A 20,022-nucleotide genomic window follows, 5' to 3' on the forward strand; every position below is an offset into this window, starting at 1 on the left:
CGCACGGGCCTATTTAGATTAGGAGAATGTCGAAAAAATTCCCGCTGTCGCCGCATCAACGTGTGAATACCACGGTGCGCTTGGCATGCAAAAACACCCTGCGCTCCAGATGAAGCGATACGGCCCGCGCCAAGGTCAAGCACTCGATGTCTCGCCCCTTGACCACCAGGTCCTCGGGATAATCGGCATGACTGACCGGCTCCACCCCTTGGGTGATGATGGGGCCTTCATCGAGATCGTCGTTGATGTAATGCGCGGTGGCCCCGACCAGTTTGACGCCTTTTTCGTAGGCCTGGTGATACGGCTTGGCCCCTTTGAACCCCGGCAACAACGAGTGATGAATGTTGATCGCGCGCCCGCTGAGACGCGCGCACATCTCACTGGAAAGTACTTGCATGTAACGCGCCAGGATCACCAGCTCGGCGCCGGTGGACTCGATCACGTCCAGGACGCGAGCTTCCTGCGCTGCCTTGGTCTCGGGCGTGATCGGAAAATGGTGATATGCCAAGCCGTGCCCGGTTACCAACGATTCGAGATCGGGGTGATTGGAAATCACCGCACGAATATCCAGCGGCAACTGCCCGGTGCGGTAGCGATACAACAGATCGTGGAGGCAATGATCGGCCTTGGAGACCATGATCACCACCGGCGTGCGGCGCCCGGGCGGGGTCAGTTCGAAATCCATCTCGAATTCGAAGGCCCGGGTCGCGAAATCGGCCTGAAACATCTCGGCATCGAAGTCGGAGGCCAAGGGTCGAAATTCGGTACGAATGAAGAAACGCTCGCCCAGGCGGTCATCGAACGACTGCTGCTCGGTGATGTAGCAATCGCGCTCCTTGAGGAAGCGCGTCACGACATCCACAGTGCCCAGGCGGCTCGGGCACTGTGCGGCGAGGATCCACGTATCGTCATTGCGACTCATGGCGATCTTCTCGAACGACACCGATGCCATATTCCGCCCCTGCATCCAGCAGCCAGCGATACACGTAGTCGGCGAAACTGCGCCGGACGATGAGCTCCCAACGCGACTCATCGGGGCGACGCAAGATCACGCTGGTCTTGGCGAAGAGCGTGGTCACGCCCTTGCCCACCGTGAACGCATGCGGGTCGACATCATAGACCGTCGACTTCATCAGGACCTCGTGCGCCGCCTCCCCGGAGAGTTCGATCAGCGTCTGCCCCGCGCTGACATCGACGATGGCGACATGCGACCCGCCGAGATGGGCACGCAACCGTGTCTCGAGGCCGAAGGTCTCGTCGCCGGGCACGATCAGCAGCCATTCGTCGGGCGACAACCACTGCACGGAGCGCTGGCCATCGGCATCTACGGTCAGTGAATTGGGACGCCCGGGCAGACCAATGCCGAGCACCTCACGCAGCGCCTCGTCGAGCACGATGGCCCCGCCGCGCAGGATCAGGTGTCCCAGGAACGCCCGTTCGCCGATCACTGCCCGGCTTTCCTCGCCAGACGCCTCTCCAGGCGCGGGCATACCGCTGCGCTGGAAGGAGTACGCCAGCGGCGACTCGGCCGTGACGGTAGCATGATCGGCGCGGGCATCGTAGACATGAACGGTGTTAGACATGCTGGCGCTCTCCCTGGGGATCGACGAATTGAGTACCGACGATGTCGGCTTCATGTATACGGCCATCGGCCATCGGCAAGTAGACGCTCTCGCCCATGCGCTGATGGCCACCCTTGACCACCGCCAGGGCGAAGCCGCTTTCCAGCGTCGGGCTGTAATAGCTGGACGTCACGTGGCCCACCATGGGCATGGGAATCGCGTGGTTGGGATCGAAAACGATCTGGGCGCCTTCCTCCAGCACGACCGAAGGGTCCTTGGGGCGCAGCCCCACCAGCTGCTTGCGATTTTCGCGGCGCGTATCGGAACGCGTCAGCGCTCGCTTGCCGATCCAGGGGAAGGGCTTGTCGTAACCGATGGCCCAGTGCATGCCCAGATCCTCGGGCGTCACCGAACCGTCGGTATCCTGACCGACGATGATGAAGCCCTTTTCGGCGCGCAGAACGTGCATGGTTTCCGTGCCGTAGGGGGTCAAGTCGAAATGCTTGCCGCGTTCGAACAAGGCTTCCCAAACGTGCATGGCGTAATGCGCCTGAACGTTGATTTCGAAGGCCAGCTCCCCGGTGAAGGAGATCCGGAACACCCGCGCCGGCACGCCGGCCACGTGCCCCTCGCGCCAGTCCATGAACTTGAATGCCTCACGGTCGAGGTCGATATCGGTCATGTCGGTGAGCAGCTTGCGCGCTTCGGGGCCGGTCACGGTCATCGTCGCCCAGTGGTCGGTGACCGAGGTGAAATATACGTCGAGTTCCGGCCATTCGGTCTGGTGCCAGAGTTCGAGCCATTCCAGCACCGGCGCGGCGTTGCCGGTCGTAGTGGTCATCAGGAAGTGATTCTCGGCCAGGCAACTGGTGGTGCCGTCATCCATCACCATGCCGTCGTCGCCGCACATCAGTCCATAGCGCACGCGTCCCGGTGCCAGCTTCTGCCATTTGTTGGTGTAGATGCGGCCCAGGAACTCACGCGCATCCGGCCCCTGAATATCGATCTTGCCCAGTGTCGAGGCGTCGAGAATGCCCACCCCCTCGCGAACCGCACGGCATTCACGGGCCACCGCTTCCGCCATGGTTTCGAGTTCGCCACCGGCGCGCTTGCGTGGATAGTACCAGGGTCGCTTCCACTGGCCGACGTCCTCGAATTCGGCGCCCTGGGCAACGTGCCAGGCCTGCATCGGCGTGTAGCGTTCGGGATCGAAGAGCTCGCGGCAGTGGCGTCCGACCACGGCACCGAAGGTCACCGGCGTGTAGTTGGGCCTGAAGACCGTAGTACCGGTTTCGGGAATGCTCTGCCCCAGGCAGCGTGCGGCGACCGCCATGCCATTGATATTGCCCAGCTTGCCCTGGTCGGTGCCGAAGCCCATGGCGGTATAACGCTTGACGTGTTCGATGGATTCGAACCCTTCGAGCGTTGCCACTTCGATGGCGGCGGCAGTGACGTCATTCTGCAGATCGACGAACTGCTTGGGCGCACGCAGCGTAGCTTTCTCATGCGGCACCTGGAACAGTGCGCAGGCAGGGCCTTCATGACGCGGCGCGACACGCGGCAAGTCCGCGTCGTTCACGGTGGTGGCGAATCCGAGCGCCGTCACTGCATTGGCACCGGCCTCGACGCCATCCGCCAGCACCTCGCCCAGCGGATAGACGCCATGAGCACCGCCCGCCGCCGTGACGCCCGCCACGGTGGTCGGCACGAAGCCTATGATGTCATCGCTCCATACCGGACGCGCGCCGGTATGCGAAGCCAGATGGATGACCGGACTGTAGCCGCCGGAGCTGGCGATGGTGTCACACTCGAGCGTCTCGACTTTTCCGGTGACCGTGAAGGCGTCCACGTCGATGGCCGCCACGCGGGCCGACGAGACGCGCTGCGCGCCCTTGGCCTCGATCACCGCGCTGCCGGTGATGACGCGGATGCCCGCGGCCTTGGCCTGCGCGACGAGGTCGCCCTCCGGCGCGGTGCGGGCATCGACGATGGCTGCCACCTCACGTCCGGCCTCCTGCCAATCCAATGCGGCGCGGTAAGCGTGATCATTGCTGGTGGAGAGGACCAGCTTCCGGCCGGGCACCACGCCGTAGCGGCGGATGTAGGTCGACACCGCCCCGGCCAGCAGATTGCCGGGGACATCGTTGTTGGCATACACCAGGGGGCGCTCATGCGCGCCGGTCGCCAGCACCACCTGGCCGGCACGTACCCGGTGCAGTCGTGAGCGCGACTGGCGATGGCCGGCCCGAGACGGCGCACTATCGCCCAGGTGCTCGGTGCGGCGCTCGTGAAGCGTCACGAAATGATGATCGTGATAACCATGCGCGGTGGTGCGCGGCAGCAAGGTGACGTTATCGTATTCCGCCAGCGCCGCCAGTGTCGCCTGCAGCCAATGAGCGGCGGGTCGATCGTCCAGCGTCTCGCGCGTATCGAGCAACGAGCCGCCCATCGTCTCCTGCTCATCGCACAGGATCACGCGAGCCCCGGCACGCGCCGCCGTGAGTGCCGCGCTCAAGCCCGCGGGGCCAGCACCGACGACGAGCAGATCGCAATGCCGATGCATGTGATCGTAGATATCCGGATCGGGCTGTGTCGGGCTGCGCCCCAGGCCGGCGGTCTTGCGGATGTATTTCTCGTAGGTCATCCACATCGAGGCCGGTGCCATGAAGGTCTTGTAGTAGAACCCCGGCGGCATGAAGGGACTGCCCAGCTTCCCCACCCAGCGCATGATGTCGCGCTGCACGTCGGGCCAACCATTGGTGCTACTCGCGACCAGGCCGTCATACAGCGCCTGCTGGGTAGCGCGCACGTTGGGCACCTGAGTCGCCTCCGTCGCACCCAATTGCACCACCGCATTGGGCTCTTCCGCACCTGCCGCCACGATGCCGCGTGGGCGCGAGTACTTGAAGCTGCGATTGACCAGGTCGACGCCGTTGGCCAACAAGGCCGAGGCTAGAGTATCGCCGGGATGGCCGGTGTATGAGTGGCCATTGAAGGTAAAGGTCAACGCTTGCGTACGGTCGACCTGACCGCCTTGCGCCAGGCGGTTGGGCTGTGCTGCTGTCTGGCTCATGCCTGCGCTCCCTTGACCGACGCCAGAGCGGCGTCGCTGGCACCTACGGCCTGCTGGCCACCCTCGGCGACCTGCACGCTATCGGTTTTCCCCTCACGCGCGGTTTTTTCCTCACGCGCCAGATGCTCGGCGCCCACCGTCGGCTGTTCGCCCATCTTGTAGGTTTCGAGAATCTCGTAACTCACGGTATGGCGCGTGATATTGAAGAACTTGCGACACCCAACGGCATGCAGCCACATCTCGTGATGGATGCCGCGCGGATTGTCGCGGAAGAACAGATAGTCGCCCCACGCCTCATCGCTGCAGGCATCCGGGTCCTCGGGACGGGCGATGTGCGCCTGGCCCTTGGGATGAAATTCCTCTTCCTCGCGATGTTCTTCGCAATAGGGGCAGTAGATATGGAACATGGTGGCTCTCCCTTAGTGCGCGACGCCAGCGGCGCCGTGCTCGTCGATCAACGCGCCGCTGTGGAAGCGGTCGATGGAAAACGGCGCGGCGATGGGATGCATCTCCCCCTTGGCCAGACTGGCCGCGAAGACATGCCCCGAGCCCGGTGTCGCCTTGAAACCGCCCGTGCCCCAGCCACAGTTGAAATAGAGTCCCTTGACCTTGGTCTTGGAAAGGATCGGGCAGGCATCCGGGCAGGTATCGACGATGCCGCCCCACTGCCGGTTCATGCGCACCCGGGAGAAGATCGGGAACATCTCGACGATGGCCTGCAAGGTGTGCTCGACGGTGGGATAGCTGCCCCGCTGGCCATAGCCGTTGTAGCCGTCGATGCCCGCGCCGATGACCAGGTCACCCTTGTCGGACTGACTGATGTAACCGTGCACGTGATTGGACATCACCACAGTGTCCAGCACCGGCTTGAGCGGCTCGGAGACCAGTGCCTGCAAGGGATGCGACTCCAGCGGCAAGTTGAGGCCGGCCATGCCGGCCAGCACGCTGGAATTGCCCGCCGTGACACAGCCCACGGTCTTGGCCTCGATATCGCCGCGGTTGGTGTGCACGCCCAGGATCCGCCCATCGCGAATCTTGAAGCCGGTGACCTCGGTGTTCTGCAGCAGGTCGACGCCCAGTGCGTCGGCGGCACGGGCATACCCCCAGGCCACGGCATCGTGACGCGCCACCCCGGCACGCGGTTGCCAGGACGCCCCCATGACCGGGTATCGAGCACGCTTCGAGCAGTCCATGATCGGCACCAGCGACTGCACCCCTTCGGCATCCAGCACCTCGCCATCGATGCCGTTGAGGCGATTGGCATTGACCCGGCGCTGAATGTCGCGCATGTCCTGCAGGGTATGGCCCAGGTTCAACACGCCACGCTGGGAGAACATGACGTTGTAGTTGAGCTCCTGCGAGAGCCCTTCCCAATGCTTCATGGCATGCTCGTAGAGCGCCGCCGACTCGTCCCACAAGTAGTTGGAACGCACGATGGTGGTGTTGCGCGCGGTATTACCCCCGCCCAGCCAGCCTTTCTCGAGTACCGCCACGTTGGTAATGCCGTGTTCCTTGGCCAGGTAGTACGCCGTGGCCAGACCATGTCCCCCACCGCCGACGATGATCACGTCATAGCCCGGCTTGGGCGTGGGATTGCGCCATTGGCGTTGCCAATCCTCGTGGTGACGTAACGCGTGCTTGACGAGCCCGAAGCCTGAATAACGTTGCATGGCACCTCTCCTGCGCTATCCCCGTGCGCTGTCATGGCACGACGACGTGTCTGTGTCTGCCACGATGGTAGCCCCGTCCTCCTGGGCGCCGGGTACTCGCAAACGTCATGCCCGGATGCGTTTGCGACACGTCAGTGCGATCACCCCTCGAGCGCCGTCGCCACCTCGCCACGCTGCAACCGGCTGGCGGCGTACTTGAACTCGGGGATCTTGCCGAACGGATCGAGCACCGGATTGGTCAGGATATTGGCCGCCGCCTCCAGATAGCAGAACGGTACGAACACCATGCCTGACTGCATCAAGGGATCGGCGCGCGTTTTCAGGGTGATGCTGCCGCGACGAGTGGTAATGGTGATCGGCTCGCCCGGCGATAGCCGCAGGCGGCCCAGCTCCGACGGCGCGAGGCTGGCCACCGCTTCGGGCTCGAGCTCATCGAGGACCCGAGTACGCCGGGTCATGGAGCCGGTGTGCCAATGTTCCAGTTGGCGCCCGGTGATCAACACCGTGGGATAGTCGTCATCGATGGGCTCATCCGGCGGCAGTGGCCGGGTCGGCGTGAACGTCGCCCGCCCGCTCCCGGTGGGGAAGGCGTCGGAGAACACCACATCAAAGCCGGAGGCATCCTCGGCGGGGCAGGGATAGGTCACCGAGCTCTCGCGTTCCAGCCGGGCCCACGAAATGTGATCGAGCGACGCCATGCCCTGCTTCATCTCGTCGAACACCTCGCGCGGATGCGTGTAATGCCAGTCCAGGCCCAGGCGATTGGCGAGCTGCTGGATGATCCACCAGTCGGGCTTCGCCTCACCGGGTAGCGGCACCGCAGCGCGACCGAGCTGCACCTGACGGTTGGTGTTGGTCACGCTGCCGTCTTTTTCCGGCCAGCTCGAGGCCGGCAGGATCACATCGGCGAACTGCGCGGTCTCGGTGACGAACAGATCCTGCACCACCAGATGCTCGAGCTTGGCCAGCGCTGCCCGGGCGTGATCGAGGTCCGGGTCGGACATCGCGGGATTCTCGCCGAGGATGTACATCCCCTTGATGGTACCGGTAGCGATGGCATGCATGATCTCCACCACCGTGAGGCCTGGCGTCGCATCCAGCGGCGAGTTCCACAGTTCCTCGAAGGCACTGCGCATCTGGGCGTCGCCCACCGGTTGATAGTCTGGCAACACCATGGGAATCAGGCCGGCATCGGAGGCGCCCTGGACGTTGTTCTGGCCGCGCAGCGGATGCAAGCCGGTCCCGGGACGGCCGGTCTGGCCGCAGGCCAGCGCCAGCGAGATCAGGCAGCGGGCGTTGTCGGTGCCATGCACGTGCTGGGAAATGCCCATGCCCCAGAAGATCATCGCCCGCTCGGCCTGGGCATACAGCCGTGCAAGCTCGCGAATCCGCTCGGGCTCGACGCCGCAGGCGGGCGACATCGCTTCGGGCGTCATGTCACGCACATGGGCCTTGAGGGCCTCGAAGCCCTCGGTATGGGCATCGATATAGGCCTGATCATAGAGCGCCTCGCCGATGATGACGTTGAGCATGGCGTTGTAGAGCGAGACATCGCCACCGGGCGTGAAACGCACACTGCGATGCGCGTAGGCATCCAGTGCCTGGCCGCGTGGATCGAGGACGATCAGTTTGGTGCCGTTTCTGGCCGCCTGCTTGAAGTAGGTGGCCGCCACGGGATGGTTGATCGTCGGATTGCAGCCGGTGAGGATCACGACATCGGCCTCTAGCGCCTGCATGAAGGAGGCGGTCACCGCGCCCGAGCCGATGCACTCCATCAGTGCCGCCACCGAGCTGGCATGGCACAGCCGGGTGCAATGGTCCACATGGTTGGAACCGAAGCCGGTGCGTACCAGCTTCTGGAACAGCCAGGCTTCCTCGTTGGAGCATTTGGCGCTGCCGAAGCCGGCCAGGGCATCGGGACCGTGGGCTGCCTTGAGCGCAGAAAGTCCGCCGGCGGCAAGCTCCAGTGCCTCGTCCCAGCTCGCTTCAAAGAAGTGGGTCAGCGGTTGAGCCGGATCGAAGCCGGGATCGAGCCCCTTGGGCACCCCCGGTTTGCGGATCAGTGGCGTGGTCAAGCGTGACGGGTGACGCGGATAATCGAAGCCGAAGCGGCCCTTGACGCATAACCGGTTCTGGTTGGAAGGGCCCTCGCGCCCTTCGACGAAGAGAATCGCGTCGTCCTTGACATGGTAGGTGAGCTGACAGCCCACGCCGCAGTAGGGGCACACGGAATCGACGCTGCGGTCGGCCACCCGGGAATCGCCGCGCCCCGCTTCGTCGACCAGGGTCGCCGGCATCAGGGCCCCGGTCGGGCAGGCCTGGACGCACTCGCCGCAGGCCACGCAGGTGCTATCACCCATGGGGTCGTCGAAATCGAAGACGACCTTGGCTGCCGCACCGCGATGGGCCATGCCGATGACGTCATTGCCCTGGACCTCGCGACAGGCACGCACGCAGAGATTGCACCCGATGCAGGCGTCGAGGTTGACGTTCATGGCCGAATGGCTGGCGTCATGGGTCGACGAGGCGCGCCGCGAATGCTCGGGAAGGTGCACATGGTGTACGGTGGCCGACGCTCGCTCGGCCCGCGCCGGTAGCCGTCGGCGCACCGCCGTGGCATCGATGGCCAGCTGATCGGCCATGGCCCAGAAGTGGCTGGAACGGTCAGGGCTGTCGTCACGCGCCGGCTGGTCGACCAGCAGCAGCTCCATGACGCCTTCCCGCGCCGTGCGGGCCCGCTCTGAACTGGCGCTCTTGACCACCATGCCGGGGACGGCCTCGCGCAGGCAACTGGCGGCCAGGGCACGCTCGCCCTCGATCTCCACCATGCAGGCGCGGCAATTGCCGTCGGCGCGGTAGCCACTGGCATCCTTGAAGCACAGGTGAGGAATGCTCTCGCCGGCACGCTTGGCCACCTGCCAGAGCGTCTCCCCGGCAGTGGCGCTGACGGCCACTCCGTCCAGGGTCAGGGTGAAGCTTGTGTTCGAGCGTTGCTTGCTCATGCCATGTCTCCCTTATCCCTTGACGATCACGTTCTGGGCGGCGAGTTCACCGCGGAAGTCCTTGAGCAGCCCCAGCACCGGATTGGGCGCCGCCTGGCCGAGGCCGCAGATGGAGGCATCCATCATCACCTGCGAGAGGCGCGTCAGGGTCGCGGCATCCCATTCGTCGCCCTCGAGCAGGGTCAGCATCTTCTCGGTGCCTACCCGACAAGGGGTGCACTGACCGCAGGACTCGTCGGCGAAGAAGGCCAGCAGATTGGTGGCGACGCCACGCAGATCGTCCCGGTCGGACAACACGATCACCGCCGCCGAGCCGATGAAGCCGCCATGCGCCTGGAGGGTGTCGAAGTCCAGCGGCACGTTCGCCTTGGACGCCGGCAGAATGCCGCCGGAGGCGCCGCCGGGTAGATAAGCAGCCAAGCGGTGGCCCTCGGCCATGCCACCGCAATATTCCTCGATCAACTCCTCGAGGGTGATGCCCGCCGGGGCCAGGTGCACGCCGGGGTGCTTGACCCGGCCGGAGACCGAGAAGCTGCGCAGCCCCACCCGCCCGTGGCGGCCCTGGCGCGCGAAGGCCTCGGCGCCGCGCTGCCAGATCAGCGGAATCCAGTAGACGGTTTCCACGTTGTTGACCAGCGTGGGACGATCGAACAACCCTCTCTGGGCGACGAAGGGCGGCCGATGGCGAGGCTTGCCGGGCTTGCCCTCCAGCGACTCGATCATCGCCGACTCCTCGCCGCAGATATAGGCACCGGCGCCGCGCCGCAGCACGATATAGCCCGGCGTCACCAGGCCCTCGTCCTCGAGCTCGGCGATCGCCTCGCGCAATACGCGGTGCAGGCCCGGATACTCGTCGCGCAGGTAAATGTAGAGCGCCTCGGCCTCCACCGCCCAGGCGCTGACCAGGGCGCCCTCGAGGAAGCGGTGCGGCGCGCGCTCCAGATAGATGCGATCCTTGAAGGTGCCGGGCTCGCCTTCGTCGGCGTTGATGGCACAGTAGCGCGGCCCCGCTTCCTGGCGCACGAAGGTCCATTTCTTGAAGGTGGGAAAGCCGGCGCCGCCCAGGCCGCGCAGATTGGCGGTTTCCAGCGCCTGCATCAGCGCCTCGACCGTGACGCGTCCCGCGTGGCAGTCGGCGAGCAACGCATGGCCACCCTCGGCGCGATAATCCGCCAGCCGCTGCCAAAGAATCGCCTCGGGATGGTAATGACCGGTATCGATCACCGAGGCCACCCCTTCATGGGTAGCGAAGCACACGTGATGATGCCCCACTTCCACCACCGGCGCGGTATCGCAGCGCCCCATGCAAGGGGCTCGCACCACCCGGACCGCTTCCGGATCGACGCCGGCCGCCAGCTTTGCCTTGAGCGCCTCGGCACCGGCCAGCCGGCAGGACAGCGAATCGCAGACCCGCACCGTCACCTCGGGGGGTGGCGACTGATCGTCATGGACCACGTCGAAATGCGCGTAAAAGGTCGCCGTCTCATAGATCGCGGCCATGGGCAGATTCATGTAGGTGGCAAGCGCGCGAAGCATCACCAGCGAGAGGTGGCCCTGGGCATCCTGGAGGGTGTGCAGATGCTCGATCAGGAGGTCGCGGCGGCGCCGTTCATCGTCCTCGCGTTCATCGCCGAGGAGTTGGCGAAGCGCCGCCAGCGCGACGGGGGGCAGATCACGGCCACGGAGCTTGTTGCGGAAACGACGCTTGGGAGTGAGAGTCTCGACGGTCATGGCGTGCTCGTTATTATCGATAGGCACTTGCCCGGGGACGTGCTGGACGGCGGGACGGACCGCCATCGACAACGGCCCCCGGATATCGGCCACCCTGTCCTGAGACAGGCGCCTCGTTGCAGGTTAGCCCCGGTCGCGTGCCGGGGCCATTCACACCGCTCAGGCGGCCACGCTGCCATGTGGGTCGATGACGAATTTCTTGGCCACGCCGCCGTCGAAGTCCGCATACCCACGCGGCGCTTCGTCCAGGGAGATGATCTCGACGTTGACCGCATCGGCGAGGTTCACCTTGTCGAACAGGATCGCCTGCATCAGCTGCCGGTGATATTTCATCACCGGGCACTGACCGGTATGGAAAGAATGAGACTTGGCCCAGCCCTGCCCGAGGCGCATCGAGAGGTTGCCGTGCTGGGCTTCCTGGCTCTCGGCACCGGGGTCTTCGGTGACGTACAACCCGGGGATGCCGATCTGGCCGCCGGCCCGGGTGACGTCCATGCAGGCATTGAGCACCGTGGCGGGCTGCTCATGCGCATGATTGTGACCATGACAGCGCGCCTCGAAGCCGACCGCATCCACTGCACTGTCCACTTCGCGTTCGCCGAGGATCGACTCCAGCATGTCGGGCATGGGCGTGTCCTGGCGCAGGTCCAGGGTCTCGCAACCGAAACTCTTGGCTTGGTCGAGACGCTGCGGGTTCATATCGCCGACGATGACACAGGCAGCCCCCAGCAGTTGGGCGGAGACCGCTGCGGCCAGTCCCACGGGGCCGGCACCGGCGATATAAACGGTGCTGCCGGGGCCGACACCGGCGGTGGCGCAACCGTGGAAGCCGGTAGGAAAGATATCGGAGAGCAACGTCAAATCGCGGATCTTGTCCATGGCGATGTCACGGTCGGGGAACTTCAGCAGGTTGAAGTCCGCATAGGGCACCATGACGTATTCGGACTGGCCACCGACCCAGCCGCCCATGTCGACATATCCGTAAGCGGCACCCGGGCGAGCTGGATTGACGTTGAGGCAGATGCCCGTCTGCCCCTCCTTGCAGTTGCGGCAACGTCCACAGGCAATGTTGAAAGGGACCGAAACGATATCGCCGACACTGACGAACTCGACGTCGCGCCCGCACTCGATGACCTCGCCGGTGATCTCGTGTCCCAGCACCATGCCGGCAGGCGCGGTGGTACGCCCGCGCACCATGTGCTGGTCACTGCCGCATATGTTGGTGGTGACGACCTTGAGTATCACACCGTGCTGGCACTTGCGATCTCCCAGCGCCAGCTCGGGAAAGGCTATCGGTTGAACTTCGACGTGGCCGGCGCCCATGTAGATCACGCCGCGGTTGGCTGCACTCATGGCTATTGTCCTTTGATTCGTGGTGAGAGGCGTCGTGGCGTCAACGCCACTCTTCGACCATAGCCCTCTTGCTGGTGCGGACTGTTCCCAACGAGTCATCGCCATGCTCAAAAGAGACATTTTCCGCCCGTGAAGGCCAGTGGCTCTTTGGCGAAGCAATCCTTCGTCGGCTTATCGTAAGCGCGACTTGTTCCCACACCAGGGGCATGGTATCCAAGCAATGAGCAAAATACGTCTCGCCTCGGGGCGTTGTCGCCCACCACATCGGAGTCCGCCATGGAGGTCTCGCCCACCATCACCGCGTCTCGTTCCCAGCCCGCTCGCCTGACCGGCATGAGCTGGGCGCATTTTCTCAACGACGGCGCCGCCAATTACCTGCCGGGCGTGCTGCCGGCGATTCTGATCTCGCTCAATCTCTCGGTAGCCCTGGCGGGCACGATCATGGCCGCCCTGTTGATGGGCCAGGCCTTGCAACCGTTGGTGGGGCTCTTCGCCGACCGTGTCGGCGGTCGCGTCATGGTGGCTCTGGGGCTGGCTGGCTCGTCGCTGGGTGGCGCGCTGATAGGCTTCGCCTCCGGCTTCTGGTCGCTGATCGGCATTCTGGTGATGATCGGCATTGCCAACGCCTTCTTTCACCCCCAGGCGCTGGCCGGCATCCGTCAACTGGGCGGCGAACGGCCCGGTACCGCCATGTCGGTGTTCATGGTCGGCGGCGAGGTGGGGCGCGGCGTATGGCCGGCCGTGGCGAGCTGGGTAGTGGTGCACTGGGGCCTGGACTATCTATGGCTGCTCGCTCTGCCGGCACTCGCGACGCTGCCGTTCATGCTGCGCTGGGCACCGCGCTTGCCGCCCCGCAACACGCATGCCACTCCCATCGCCTGGCGCCGCCACGCCGGCCCCCTGTCGCGTCTGGTGGCGTTTTCCACGCTGCGCTCGCTGATGATTCTCTCGGTGGTGACCTATGTGCCGCTGATGTGGACCCAGGCGGGGGGCGATCTCACCACCGGCGCCAGCTTCATCACCGTTCTGCTGGTCGTCGGCGTGATCGGCAATCTCGGCGGCGGACGGCTCTCGGATCATTTCGGCCGCCGCCCGGTACTGATCGCCGCCATGAGCATCTCGGTGATCATGCTCGCCGCCTTCCTGCTGGCCGAAGGTCTCTGGCTGTGGATCGTGCTCGGCGTGCTGGGCATCAGCCTGTTCGCGACCCTGCCGCTGGGCATCCTCATCGCTCAGGACATCCTGCCCGAGAACCGCTCGCTGGGATCGGGCATGGCACTGGGACTCGCCAATGCCCTGGCCGCGCTGGGCGTGATGCTGCTGGGACCGGTTGCCGCGCTGTGGGCACCCGCGGCACCGTTGTGGATCGCCCTGGGCGGTGGCGTGATCAGCATCTTGCTCGCCAGTGGCCTGCCCGAGCACCGGGAAACGACTCCGCGCTCAGGCACATCTTGAGCGAAGAGACAGGCGCGTACCAGACTGTGTCGGTACCCTGACATTGCCGAGGAGCTTGCGAATGCAGATCGAGTCGTTCATTCAACGCCTGACGCCGCTCGGCGATCATGCCAATGCCCCACTCGGCGAACGACGACGCCTCTATGACGCCCTGCATGCCGAACACCGTCCGACCGATCCGGAAGGCATGCAGGTCGACGACGACATTGTGGCCGGTGTCGCCGTGCGTCGCTTCCTGCCGGCACGGCCCTTGAGCGAGTGCATCGTTTATGTGCACGGCGGCGGTTGGAACCTGGGGTCACCGAGGAGTCATCACGGGATCACCGCCGATCTCGCCGAGCGACTCGAACGCGAGGTCATCAGCGTCGACTACCGCTTGCTGCCGGAAGCGCACTACGCTGAGGCGCTGGACGATTGCCGCATGGTGGTGGAAGCGCTCGACCCCGTCGCCGTGATCGGTGACAGCGCCGGTGGTCGACTGGCGCTCGACATGGCGGGCACGAGCCAGTGGAAAGGCATGCTGGGCGTGATCTACCCGGTGGTGGGGACGCCGACACCCACAAATCTGGGCGCGGACGCCCCGCTGCTGTCGCGCGCGGATATTCTCTCGTTGTGGGAGATGGCCGCCGACGATGTGCCGGCGCTCGATCCGCACCATCCCCCCGTCACCCTCATCGAAGCACTGGCCGTGGAGCATGACCCGCTGACGCGGCCATTGGAACAGGCCATCGAGCGCTGGCGTGCGGCAGGCGCCGCGGTCGGTTACCGCTGCGCGCCGAACATGGTGCATTCGGCCCTCCACGGTCATGCCGAATTGCCGGACATGGCCGCCGCCTGGCAGGACTTCTGCCAGGCCATGCATAAGCGCCTGGGCGACGCCTAGTCCCTATAAGAAACCTCGCACGACTGTCAGCTTCCCAGTTGTGCCTTGACGGCGTCGATGGCCGGCTCGCCCGCCTTGGTGGTCACGCCCTCGAGCCACTTCGCCACGGTCGCGTAGTGATGGCGGATCCACTCGCTGGCGACCTCGTCGGCGGGACGTTCCTCGTGGCTGTATTCGTAGACCCAGGCGTTCTGGTCTTCGATCGAGACCCGATACTGCGACAGGAAGCGATAGAGGTTGGCATCTTCCGATTGAAGCTCGGCCGGTACCACGGTCCAGACCGTGCTCTTGATCTCGGCGACGCCGCTGTCGTCGGCGTCCTTCACGTAATAAAGATCGTAGCTGACGTTCATCCAGTGCGGTTCCCAACCGACGAAGGTCACCCACTCCTGATTGGCGATCTTCTGTTCGGCGTAGGCCAGCATCGCCGTGGTCGAACTCTCGCGCAGTTCCCAGTCACCAAGCCCTGCTTTATTTGCGTCGATGGCGGCCAGAATGGCGTCGTTGATGCCGGTGCCTGCCTCGATACCCTGAATCTGGCCAGCGAAACGCTCGCGGTATTGATCGAGATCGGCGACGCTGTCGACCCCGGCTTCGTGGACGTATTCGGGCACCACCAGCCCGGAATTGGCGTTACTGATGTTGCGTGCGACCTTTGCCACCTTATCATCGGCGATCAGCGGTTCGATCATCTCTTCCTCGATGGGATACCAGCCCCCGAGATAGACCTCGAGGTCGTCGCTGGCGAGACCATTGAGGATGACCCCCACTGCCAGTTGACTCTGCTCGGTCTTGTAACCCATCGCCTCGAGCAGTTGCGCGGCAATCTCCGACTTGACCGTCACCCCCGGCCACGGCGGCACACCGAAGCGCACGGTATCGAGCTCGGCTTGTGCCGGTCCGGCGGCAGCAAGCCATGCCAGCGTTAACGAGGCAAGCGAGGAACGAAACAGACTCTTGCGCATGAGAGGACTCCATGGTCGTTTAGGTTTTCCCTACTCTGCGCCACCTCGCCGAAAACCATTACCATCAAGCGACAAAAAATACGCACCAAGCGTCTTTCATGCGTTCTCATTGAGAGCGCTCGCCCCCTCGACGATGTGCCCTCACTGCAAGACGTTCTCCTCGCGCAATAACGTCAGAATCGCTTCGGCGCCCTGGGTCGGGGTCACATCCGTGAGCACCTGCCCGCCACCACCGTCGGACTTGGCGGCGGCGGCCTTGAAGCGGTCCCGCGCAGACGTCGCCTTGACGATCTTGAGGCGCTTGGGGCGTGGACGTGCGGGTTGAACCTGCCATTTGGCCCATTCTTCGTCATTGCTCACCGGCCCCATCGAGGCCTCTAACGTGCCGCGTCGCGCCGGGCCATAGGCGCTCTGGCGCGGCGCCGGGGCCGCGTCATCGACGGTAACGATGGCCGGCAGGCGGACGCTGAGTCGCCGCCGCTGCCCCCGCGGCAGGGCTTGCAGCAAGGTCGCCACGCCGTTCTCGACGCTTTCCACCGCCGCCAGGCTACTCACCAGCGGCCAGCCAAGACGCTCGGCAAGCAGATAGGGCAACAGGCCCGATCCCTCGCCCCGCTCGGCACGCTCTCCGGTGATCACCAGATGTGGCGATGTCGCATCCAGCGCTTCCGCCAGCGCGGGCAACACATCGGCACCCTCGGGTTGCTCGAGCAACGCCAGTTCGGAGAATCCCATGCCCAGATAGCCACGCAATGCCGCGTCGCTGCTTTCGTTGCGTTCACCGGCATGCAGCAAGCGAACCTCGGCATTCGCCAAGGAACGTGCCAGTTCCACGCCTCGAGCATCCTGATCGGCACGCCGTACCCGGCCGGTCAGCGGATGACGCCCGACGGAGACCAGCACCGTCACATCGAGTCCTGGCGTCATGGCAGATTCAGGCTGCATCGCGTTTCTCCTCCCGCGCTTGCGTCACCAAGGTGACCAGCGCTTCAAGTATCTGGGTCGAATCCCCGATCACCGCGAGATCCGCACGCTTGATCATGTCGCAACCAGGATCCATGTTGATCGCCACCACCTTGTCGCAGGTCTGGATCCCCTGCAGGTGCTGGATGGCGCCACTAATGCCCACGGCCACATAGACCCGCGCCGTGACCCAGGTGCCGGTGGCGCCCACCTGACGATCGCGGGCCATGAAGCCATCATCCACCGCCACGCGGGACGCGCCTTCGGTGGCGCCCAGGAGCTCGGCAGCATGGTGAAAGCCTTGCCAATCCTTGACGCCATTACCGGCAGAGAGAATGAATTCGGCCTCGGACAAGGCGACGCTGGCGGGATCGACACTCACCTGCCCCAGATCCTGAATACGCGACAAGGTCGACGGCAACGGCTGAGGCAAGGCCAGTTCGGCGGCAGTGTGGCGCGTTTCGCTGACCGGCTCGGCACATTCGGCCAAGGCCAGGGCGATGCGCGGCAGGGGGCGCCGAATATCCAGCGACCCGGCCGCGCCCCGTGCCGTGCACTGCCAGCCGGTCGCCGCCTCGGCATCTGCTTCGAGCTGCCAGATGCCCGTCGCCGGCCGCTCGTCGAGACGCGCGGCCAGGCGCCTTCCCAGTTCGCCGCCGCCCAACTTGGAATCCGGCAACAGCCAATGGCGTGGCGCCCAGGCCTGCTCTGCCATGACCAGCGCTCCCAGGCGCGCCTCGGGGGCATAGCCTGTGACTTCCGGCGAATCGAGATGCAGCAGGCGGTCGATGCCCGCCTCACCGAAGCGGGTCTCCTTGTGGGGACCGAAAATCACGGCCACCACCGCCCCTTGTGCCGCAGGGTCGGCATCGGCGAGCCGGCGGGCCAGGCCGAGCAGGTCCTTGTCATGCCCGCTCAGGCGACCGCCGGCCATATCCGGCACCACCGCCACCAGGAAAGCCGGCTCGGCGATCTCGATCAAGGGCTTGCGATCGGCGACGGGCGTCGACGCTTTGCCGCCCATCGCCCCCTGCTGCGTACCGCTGCGGTCGATACGCTTCACACCGTGAGGACCGATGAACCCCACTCGATGCGGATTCTTGCGCACCAGGCCATTGGGCCCCGGCCATTCGCTGGCCGCCCCCTGTCCCAGCGCGACGAGCACCTCCTCGTGGCGAGGATGAAGGCGATTGCGGGCGATCCATTCCAGGCGCGGATCGCGACGCGGTAAGTCGCTCATGACAGTACCTCCTCGGCAGCCTGCGGGGTCGAGGCATCACGCGGCACGGGTGTCGCCGCCGGCGTGGTATCCAGCGCGGCGGCGACCATCTCGGCGATGTCCTTGACCGCGACCTCTTCGTCATTCGCTGACGGGACGACGCCTTCGAGCATGGCGGTGCATTGCGGGCAGCCCACGACCACCTGCTCGGCCTGGGTCTCGCGCACGTCGCCCATGCGCATGTCAGGGATGCGTTGCTTGCCGGGGACGTCGGTGATCGGTGCACCGCCGCCACCGCCGCAGCAACGCGAGCGGTAGCCCGAACGCTGCATCTCGACCAGCTCGACGCCCAGCGCTTGCAGTACCGCACGGGGTGCCTCGTATTCACCGTTGTAGCGGCCCAGGTAGCACGGATCATGGTAGGTCACGCGCGCCCTTTGCCCCGGCGCCAATCGCAGCCGGCCGGACTCGATCAACTGATGGATGAACGTGCTGTGATGCCAGACCGGGTAATCGGCTTCCTGCCCAGGCGGATAGAAGGCACCGTATTCGTTCTTGAGCACGTGGAAGCTGTGCGGATCGCAGGTGACGATACACTCGAAGCGATACCGCGACAGCGTGGCGATATTGCGCCGTGCCAGCGACTGAAAGGTGGCTTCGTCTCCCAGCCGACGAGCCACATCGCCGCTGTCGCGCTCTTCATTGCCGAGCACCGCGAAGTCGACGCCGGCAGCACGCAGCACCTTGATCAAGGCTCGCAGCGTGCGCTGATTGCGCATGTCGAAGACGCCATCGCCCAGCCACAGCAACACCTCGGCGCGTTCCACATCGGCCATCAGCGGTAGTTCGAGATCCGCCGCCCAGTTGAGGCGTCCCCCGGGATCGAAACCGCCCGGGTTGTCGGTGGCGATCAGGTTGTCGATGACCTCGGCGCCCTTGCCGGGCGTCGCGCCTTCTTCCAGGGTCAGGTGGCGGCGCATGTCGACGATGGCATCGACATGCTCGATCATCATCGGGCATTCCTCGACGCAGGCACGACAGGTGGTGCACGACCACAGCGTTTCGGCGTCGACCAGCGCCTTGCCATCTTTTGTCGCAGCCGGCGCGACGATGGGGCCATGCGGTGAGCCTTGGTGCTCGCCGACCGGCTGTTCTCCACGCTCGGGGGAGGGATAGGGAGAGCCAGCGTAATGGGCGTCACTGCCGCCGGCCATGCCGACCACCATGTCCTGGATCAGTTTCTTGGGATTGAGCGGCTGTCCCGCCGCGAAGGCCGGACAGACCGCTTCACAACGGCCGCACTGCACGCAGGCGTCGAAGCCCAGCAACTGGTTCCAGGTGAAATCGGCGGGTGTCTCGACGCCGAGCGGGGCCTGATCATCCTCGAGATCGAGGGCCTTGAGCCCGGTCGAGCGGCCTTCGCCCCCCCGCTTGTCCGAAAAGCGCTCGGGACGACGATGGAAGGCCAGGTGCAGGGCGCCGGCAAAGGCGTGCTTCATCGGCCCGCCCCATGTCATGCCGAACACCAGCTCGGCCAGCCCCCAGGCCACCACGGCGGCCAGCACCAGCGCGACCAGCCAGCCGCCGGCGTCGGCGGGCAGCACGCCCACCGCCGGCAGGGTCACCACGAAGATGCCCAGCGAGAACGCCATCAGACTCTTGGGCAAACGCATCCAGGGCCCCTTCGACAGGCGCGCCGGCGGATTCCGCCGACGCCGGGCGACGAACAGGCTGCCCGCGAACATCGTCGCGCTCGCTGCCAGCAGCAACCAGCCCAGGACACCGCTAACCCAGCCAGAGCCGAGGCCCAGGCCATGGACGACGATCGCCAGCGCCATGGCGGCGACAAAGCCGCCGGCGGTGGCGACGTGGGTGTTGGCGATCACCTTGTCGCGCGCCACCACGTGGTGCAGGTCGACCAGATAACGGCGCGGCATCGCTGCCAGACCGCGGAGCACGGGCACCGGCGACGGCCGCCCCTGCCCCCACAGACGAATGCGCCGCACGGCGCCGACCGCCGCCAGCGCCAGGGCGGAAAAGATCAGGATCGGCAGGAGGGTATCGAGCATGATGGCTCACCTCATCGGCGAGCTGGAAGCTGAAAGCCGGAAGCTGAAAGAAAGGGCGCAAAGCGCAGAGGGTCCTT

General features: G+C 65.2%; 14 protein-coding genes. 2 read left to right on the top strand and 12 right to left on the bottom strand.

The annotated features are described in order from the left end of the window. Nucleotides 1-55: 55 nt before the first annotated feature. The 8 genes from purU to fdhA all read right to left on the bottom strand — a co-directional run bounded on the left by purU (nucleotide 56) and on the right by fdhA (nucleotide 12,391). Complete coding sequence (gene purU, locus C8E00_RS03855; RefSeq protein ID WP_133694789.1) at nucleotides 56-922, bottom strand: formyltetrahydrofolate deformylase; 867 nt, start codon at nucleotides 920-922, stop codon at nucleotides 56-58. Further along, nucleotides 909-1,583, bottom strand: coding sequence for a sarcosine oxidase subunit gamma (locus C8E00_RS03860; RefSeq protein WP_133694792.1), 675 nt, complete (start codon nucleotides 1,581-1,583; stop codon nucleotides 909-911). The genes purU and C8E00_RS03860 overlap by 14 nt, the downstream gene beginning before the upstream one ends. Beyond that, entirely contained in the window at nucleotides 1,576-4,635 is a 3,060-nt protein-coding gene (locus C8E00_RS03865) for a sarcosine oxidase subunit alpha family protein (RefSeq protein ID WP_133694794.1), read from the bottom strand. Before C8E00_RS03865 ends, C8E00_RS03860 begins: the two co-directional genes overlap by 8 nt. Continuing rightward, nucleotides 4,632-5,042 carry a sarcosine oxidase subunit delta gene (locus tag C8E00_RS03870; RefSeq protein ID WP_133694797.1) on the bottom strand — a complete coding sequence of 137 codons (411 nt, stop codon included), beginning with the start codon at nucleotides 5,040-5,042 and terminating at the stop codon, nucleotides 4,632-4,634. The genes C8E00_RS03865 and C8E00_RS03870 overlap by 4 nt, the downstream gene beginning before the upstream one ends. A gap of 12 nt (nucleotides 5,043-5,054) precedes the next feature. After that, nucleotides 5,055-6,305 (bottom strand): sarcosine oxidase subunit beta family protein, encoded by a 1,251-nt coding sequence (locus C8E00_RS03875; RefSeq protein WP_133694799.1) that lies wholly within the window; start codon nucleotides 6,303-6,305, stop codon nucleotides 5,055-5,057. Between the two features lie 140 nt (nucleotides 6,306-6,445). After that, entirely contained in the window at nucleotides 6,446-9,307 is a 2,862-nt protein-coding gene (fdhF, locus tag C8E00_RS03880; RefSeq protein WP_133694801.1) for a formate dehydrogenase subunit alpha, read from the bottom strand. A gap of 12 nt (nucleotides 9,308-9,319) precedes the next feature. Continuing rightward, nucleotides 9,320-11,038 (bottom strand): NADH-ubiquinone oxidoreductase-F iron-sulfur binding region domain-containing protein, encoded by a 1,719-nt coding sequence (locus C8E00_RS03885; protein ID WP_133694804.1) that lies wholly within the window; start codon nucleotides 11,036-11,038, stop codon nucleotides 9,320-9,322. Nucleotides 11,039-11,197: 159 nt separating this feature from the next. After that, nucleotides 11,198-12,391 (bottom strand): formaldehyde dehydrogenase, glutathione-independent, encoded by a 1,194-nt coding sequence (gene fdhA, locus C8E00_RS03890; RefSeq protein ID WP_133694806.1) that lies wholly within the window; start codon nucleotides 12,389-12,391, stop codon nucleotides 11,198-11,200. Between the two features lie 276 nt (nucleotides 12,392-12,667). Here fdhA and C8E00_RS03895 point away from each other — a divergent pair, with 276 nt between their 5' ends. Then, nucleotides 12,668-13,846 (top strand): MFS transporter, encoded by a 1,179-nt coding sequence (locus C8E00_RS03895; protein WP_133694808.1) that lies wholly within the window; start codon nucleotides 12,668-12,670, stop codon nucleotides 13,844-13,846. 61 nt (nucleotides 13,847-13,907) lie between these two features. After that, nucleotides 13,908-14,729 carry an alpha/beta hydrolase fold domain-containing protein gene (locus C8E00_RS03900; protein ID WP_133694811.1) on the top strand — a complete coding sequence of 274 codons (822 nt, stop codon included), beginning with the start codon at nucleotides 13,908-13,910 and terminating at the stop codon, nucleotides 14,727-14,729. A gap of 26 nt (nucleotides 14,730-14,755) precedes the next feature. Here C8E00_RS03900 and C8E00_RS03905 read toward each other — a convergent pair whose 3' ends face one another. The 4 genes from C8E00_RS03905 to C8E00_RS03920 all read right to left on the bottom strand — a co-directional run bounded on the left by C8E00_RS03905 (nucleotide 14,756) and on the right by C8E00_RS03920 (nucleotide 19,945). Beyond that, nucleotides 14,756-15,694, bottom strand: a complete 939-nt coding sequence (locus C8E00_RS03905; protein ID WP_133694813.1) for an ABC transporter substrate-binding protein — start codon at nucleotides 15,692-15,694, stop codon at nucleotides 14,756-14,758. 141 nt (nucleotides 15,695-15,835) lie between these two features. After that, nucleotides 15,836-16,639 carry an electron transfer flavoprotein subunit beta gene (gene etfB, locus C8E00_RS03910; RefSeq protein WP_133694815.1) on the bottom strand — a complete coding sequence of 268 codons (804 nt, stop codon included), beginning with the start codon at nucleotides 16,637-16,639 and terminating at the stop codon, nucleotides 15,836-15,838. After that, nucleotides 16,629-17,897, bottom strand: a complete 1,269-nt coding sequence (gene etfA, locus C8E00_RS03915; protein ID WP_133694817.1) for an electron transfer flavoprotein subunit alpha — start codon at nucleotides 17,895-17,897, stop codon at nucleotides 16,629-16,631. Before etfA ends, etfB begins: the two co-directional genes overlap by 11 nt. Then, nucleotides 17,894-19,945: a (Fe-S)-binding protein gene (locus tag C8E00_RS03920; protein WP_133694820.1), complete on the bottom strand. Its 2,052-nt coding sequence runs from the start codon at nucleotides 19,943-19,945 to the stop codon at nucleotides 17,894-17,896. Before C8E00_RS03920 ends, etfA begins: the two co-directional genes overlap by 4 nt. Between the last annotated feature and the right edge of the window lie 77 nt (nucleotides 19,946-20,022).

This window comes from Chromohalobacter marismortui (assembly GCF_004364315.1).
In the GTDB taxonomy this organism is placed as follows: Bacteria; Pseudomonadota; Gammaproteobacteria; order Pseudomonadales; family Halomonadaceae; genus Chromohalobacter; species Chromohalobacter marismortui.

Bases quoted from the DNA above. Each gene is read 5' to 3' on its own strand.
- purU (WP_133694789.1), bottom strand. From the start codon at position 922: ATGAGTCGCAATGACGATACGTGGATCCTCGCCGCACAGTGCCCGAGC.
- C8E00_RS03860 (WP_133694792.1), bottom strand. From the start codon at position 1,583: ATGTCTAACACCGTTCATGTCTACGATGCCCGCGCCGATCATGCTACC.
- C8E00_RS03865 (WP_133694794.1), bottom strand. From the start codon at position 4,635: ATGAGCCAGACAGCAGCACAGCCCAACCGCCTGGCGCAAGGCGGTCAG.
- C8E00_RS03870 (WP_133694797.1), bottom strand. From the start codon at position 5,042: ATGTTCCATATCTACTGCCCCTATTGCGAAGAACATCGCGAGGAAGAG.
- C8E00_RS03875 (WP_133694799.1), bottom strand. From the start codon at position 6,305: ATGCAACGTTATTCAGGCTTCGGGCTCGTCAAGCACGCGTTACGTCAC.
- fdhF (WP_133694801.1), bottom strand. From the start codon at position 9,307: ATGAGCAAGCAACGCTCGAACACAAGCTTCACCCTGACCCTGGACGGA.
- C8E00_RS03885 (WP_133694804.1), bottom strand. From the start codon at position 11,038: ATGACCGTCGAGACTCTCACTCCCAAGCGTCGTTTCCGCAACAAGCTC.
- fdhA (WP_133694806.1), bottom strand. From the start codon at position 12,391: ATGAGTGCAGCCAACCGCGGCGTGATCTACATGGGCGCCGGCCACGTC.
- C8E00_RS03895 (WP_133694808.1), top strand. From the start codon at position 12,668: ATGGAGGTCTCGCCCACCATCACCGCGTCTCGTTCCCAGCCCGCTCGC.
- C8E00_RS03900 (WP_133694811.1), top strand. From the start codon at position 13,908: ATGCAGATCGAGTCGTTCATTCAACGCCTGACGCCGCTCGGCGATCAT.
- C8E00_RS03905 (WP_133694813.1), bottom strand. From the start codon at position 15,694: ATGCGCAAGAGTCTGTTTCGTTCCTCGCTTGCCTCGTTAACGCTGGCA.
- etfB (WP_133694815.1), bottom strand. From the start codon at position 16,639: ATGCAGCCTGAATCTGCCATGACGCCAGGACTCGATGTGACGGTGCTG.
- etfA (WP_133694817.1), bottom strand. From the start codon at position 17,897: ATGAGCGACTTACCGCGTCGCGATCCGCGCCTGGAATGGATCGCCCGC.
- C8E00_RS03920 (WP_133694820.1), bottom strand. From the start codon at position 19,945: ATGCTCGATACCCTCCTGCCGATCCTGATCTTTTCCGCCCTGGCGCTG.